Source organism: Microbacterium sp. Bi128, from assembly GCF_918698205.1.
Map to the genome: position 1 here is coordinate 1 of NZ_CAKKMM010000429.1, position 3,763 is coordinate 3,763.

General features: G+C 61.2%; 6 protein-coding genes. 1 reads left to right on the forward strand and 5 read right to left on the reverse strand.

The genetic code is table 11. The features are described 5' to 3' along the window. On the forward strand, positions 1–129 hold a 129-nt coding region (locus LQV45_RS20380), incomplete at its 5' end, for a DUF4193 family protein (protein ID WP_230008578.1). Between the two features lie 162 nt (positions 130–291). On the opposite strand, the gene LQV45_RS20385 is transcribed toward LQV45_RS20380, so the two are convergent. The 5 genes from LQV45_RS20385 to LQV45_RS20405 all read right to left on the reverse strand — a co-directional run bounded on the left by LQV45_RS20385 (position 292) and on the right by LQV45_RS20405 (position 3,682). Continuing rightward, positions 292–618 (reverse strand): hypothetical protein, encoded by a 327-nt coding sequence (locus tag LQV45_RS20385; RefSeq protein ID WP_230008574.1) that lies wholly within the window; start codon positions 616–618, stop codon positions 292–294. A 269-nt stretch (positions 619–887) separates the two neighbouring features. Next, positions 888–1,040, reverse strand: coding sequence for a hypothetical protein (locus LQV45_RS20390; protein ID WP_230008575.1), 153 nt, complete (start codon positions 1,038–1,040; stop codon positions 888–890). A 1,218-nt stretch (positions 1,041–2,258) separates the two neighbouring features. Further along, complete coding sequence (locus LQV45_RS20395; RefSeq protein ID WP_308288903.1) at positions 2,259–2,552, reverse strand: aminotransferase class I/II-fold pyridoxal phosphate-dependent enzyme; 294 nt, start codon at positions 2,550–2,552, stop codon at positions 2,259–2,261. Between the two features lie 18 nt (positions 2,553–2,570). Next, on the reverse strand, positions 2,571–3,536 hold the full coding sequence (locus LQV45_RS20400) for an SDR family oxidoreductase (RefSeq protein ID WP_308288904.1): 966 nt from the start codon (positions 3,534–3,536) through the stop codon (positions 2,571–2,573). 2 nt (positions 3,537–3,538) lie between these two features. Next, positions 3,539–3,682: a hypothetical protein gene (locus LQV45_RS20405; protein WP_230008577.1), complete on the reverse strand. Its 144-nt coding sequence runs from the start codon at positions 3,680–3,682 to the stop codon at positions 3,539–3,541. Positions 3,683–3,763 lie beyond the last annotated feature (81 nt).

Sequence of the window (3,763 nt, forward strand, 5' to 3'; positions counted from 1 at the left end):
CTCATCGTCCAGGTCATTCCCCAGGCCAAGGACGAGTTCACCTGCTACTCCTGCTTCCTGGTCCGGCACCGGTCCCAGCTCGCGCGACAACGGGACGGCCACCCGTACTGCATCGAGTGCGCGGGATAAGACATGCCGCAAGCTATCCGGTCGCGCAAAGGAGCGATGCTTCAAGTTCAACGCGCTCTCTCGCACCCATGCTCCGCGCGCCCTGCGCTGACATCAGATTCAGGCACGCAGGCCAGGCTGTGAGCCAAGGGCACGGCCAGCCCCAGTAGCCAGTGCTGCAGGTCAGGCTGCCAGGACTGGCGACAGGGCCGCGGACACCGCGGTGTTCTGCGTCAGGAGGCTGATCTGGTAGTCGTGCTGGCGAGGGTCGACGTGCACCGGCAGGTGATGCGACTTTGCGCACGCACGAAGCTCTCCCATGGCGTCGGAGTCAGTCTGTGCGCGCGTCACATCGAGTTCCAGCGACAGTCCTGAGGCGAGCGAGCTGGCGCGCTGGACCACGCCGTAGAGGCCATTGAGGTTCTGAACCGTCACGTGGCCCTGGACCTTGACGTGGGCCTTGGCGCCATCGAGGTCCACACGGACCAGCACCCGCAGCTTCTCGTTCACACACTTCTCCGCTCTAAAACGGGCCACCGCGCTGTGGCCCTCGACAACGATAGACGCAATGTGACCTGGATAACAACAGATCAACCTGAACAGGGCGCAACCGTGCGGAGGGACGACCGCGGCGCGCACGGCCATTAAGGACTCCGGGGCAGTGCACGGGCGCTTCCGTCCAAGTTCCGGGCGGCGAGGACAGCTTGAGGTGCGGCCTGAGGTGCCCAAGCAGGTCCGGCCAATGGCTCGGGCGAGGAACAGCCACAACTGCGCGGTCATCACCCAGCCTCTTCGCCGCGGACGAGCCTGCCTTTGATCTTGCGGATCAGGCCGAGCTGCTGGGCGCCTTCACGCAGCAGGAGCCCGGGCACGGTCTGGTCCTCGCGGTTGCCTTTGACGATCCAGTCCCGGACCCGGTCGAGTTCGGTCATTTCCTCATGGACCTCGGCCGGCGGCCCCCATCCTCGCAGCGGTGAGGGCTAGGCCTCGGGGCCGATGCGGCGGGCGAGCCAGCGGTAAGGGGCGGTCATCGCCTCGGCGACGTCCCTGTCCACTAGTGCGGCCCGTCAAGGCCTGCCCCGGCCAGGTAGGAGCGGAACTCGCGGCGAATGCCCGGAGGCAGCCGATGCATCAGTTCTTGGAGCACTGCTGGCTGCCGGGATCCGGTCCGTTGACAGCAACGGACGGGAAGAGCAGTGCCAATTCGTGGTTGATGGCAGCGATATCCAGCTGCGCCGGCGCTGCGTTTCCGCCTCCTTCTGTCAGATTGAGATCCAAGACCGGTAACCGGTGGGGTGCAGAAAACGCCCGCTGGACCCTAATCTGACAATATTTGGTTGGCCGCCTGACGTCAGTCTGGGGTGTAGCTAACCCTGACAGGGCGTGCTGCATATGTGCGGCATGAGTAATCGGTGATATCGGACTCCTAAAAGGCCTGGTCCTCGGTGGGCGAAGGGAATCAATCGTGGTGAGCAGCCTTCTCACGCTTAGATCATGGAAATGCAGCGGCGGTTTTACTGTGGTCGTTTCCGGAGGAGAAGCACCGCCAGGTCGCGGACTACGGCGTCGATGGAAGCCCTACGGCTTGCGTGCTTCGCGCCGGCGGGCTTTTCGTGGCGTGCTGGTACCGGTGTTTGTTCGCCGGTTGGCTGAGAAATCCGGCCTACATCGGTATGGATGGGGTAGTAAAAGATGAGGTCGGTGCTCCGTCGACGGATGGGGATCTCGGGTGGCAGCGTGGGCTCCAAATGTTCTGGGCCGTCGTGGCAGTGTTGGACCGCACACGGGTACATCACGCCCAAGAGGGCCACGCTGTATTCCTGGGCACGATAGTGCTGCGCCGCCCAGTGGGTCGTGGAGAAATAGCTTGCGCCACTGCGCAATGCTCCCTTCCTGGCAAGGGCCCTCATTGTGTTCCTTTCTGACATCACGATTGTTCAGCTGTCCCTGACCGTGGGTTGACGTGGTTATTGGAGCGAACAGGCTTGGGGAAATCTCTTCGGCTGCCTTGGAGTTCCAATGCCGACGGGCTCGTCCTCATTTTTCACCAGTTTGGCCCCGTCACCTCGCAGCTCCGGCGTCCGTGCCCACGACGGCGCTGCTGGCGGCATGGTTCCTCATACGGTCCGCCAGCACGTTGCTCTGGAACGTCAGAGTTCTTTGAGAACCGTTGCCAGGCGCGCGTGCCCTACCTCAATCCTTTCTGGGGTTTGCGATGCGCAGCAAAGTCGAAGTGCATTGCCGAAACTTCCGGAAACCGAGAAGGCGCGACCCGGGATGAAGGCTACGCCTTGGGCAACTGCAACCTCGAACAGTTTTGAAGTGTCAATCGCGTTGTTGAAGGTGACCCATAGGAAGAAGCCGCCCTCTGGATTGGTCCACGTGGCTAGTGCCGTCGGCCCAGGGAATGTTAATGGCGGAGACTGAAGGCGTTGACATGTCATCCTCTTTTCTTGTGGCGGCTATTGAGCTGTGTATCCGCCGTCTATGGGCAACGAGGTGCCGGTGATGTAAGAGGCTTCATCCGAGGCCAGATATGCCACGGCTCCGGCCACGTCGCTTGGAAGTGCAAGCCGTTTAAGGGGGATTTGGTCAACAACCCTTGCTTCGGCCGCTGCTGGATCTGCATGCGTTTCCAGCCACTCGTCGTATAGCGGTGTCTTTGTCATGCCTGGGGCAACGGCGTTTACTCGGATGTTGTAGGGGGCCAGGTCCACGGCTGCAGCCTTCGTCAGCGCCAGCATTGCTCCCTTGCTGGCGCTGTAAATCCCCATGGTGGGCACTCCGATTGAGGCCAAACGTGAAGTGATGTTGATGATCGATCCGCCAGTGTCCTGCATGGTTCGGGCGGCCGCTTGCAGAAGGCGGATGGCAGCGAAAGTGTTGACTTCGAAGACTTCTCGGATCTCCTTGTCGGGAACTAACAGAAGGTCTCCCGTATGATCGACCGCGGCGTTGTTGACCAGCACGTCGAGTCGACCAAAGCGTGAAACTGCTGCGGAGGTGAGGGCATTGCCTGATTCTTCGTCTTTGATGTCCGTGGAATAGAAGTGCAGATGGGAACCGAGTGCCGCTTCAAGTCGTCGCCCTCGCTCGATTGACCGCCCGGTTGCCAGCACCTGGGCTCCTTCGGCTACCAGTCTGCGGGCGATTGTTTCCCCGATACCGGAAGTAGCGCCTGTGACCAACGCGACTTTGCCCGCTAGGCGGGCATTGGAAGTTGATTGCGATAGCACTTTGAATCCTCTCGTAGGCACATTTCGTGCGTGCCAGATGTCTTCGCCTCCGCTTTCCAAGCATTCCCTATCGTTTGGTGCTCTTCCGGGGTACAGGTTTTGATTCCTTAGATGCGATGGCCGCAGTTGACTGCTACGAGTACGCGCGCACTGTCGACTGTGTTTGGAGTGGGCAGGCTGGTCCCTGCTCACCGTCAGGAAGAGGCCGTGTTTGTACCGCTGCGGGTAATTTCCAGTGCCTGGGCGGCCAGTGTCAGGTGTTCGGGAGGAATGGCCGCCACCAGGCCGCCGAAGTTGTCTGCGTTGCGCCCGTCCTCGAGGACAAAGACGCGTACCACTTTGGGTTCGTCTACCTGCTGCCCAGGTTTCGCTGGAACCCGAGGCCACGTCCGGTGAGAATGACCACTCCTTTGTTACAC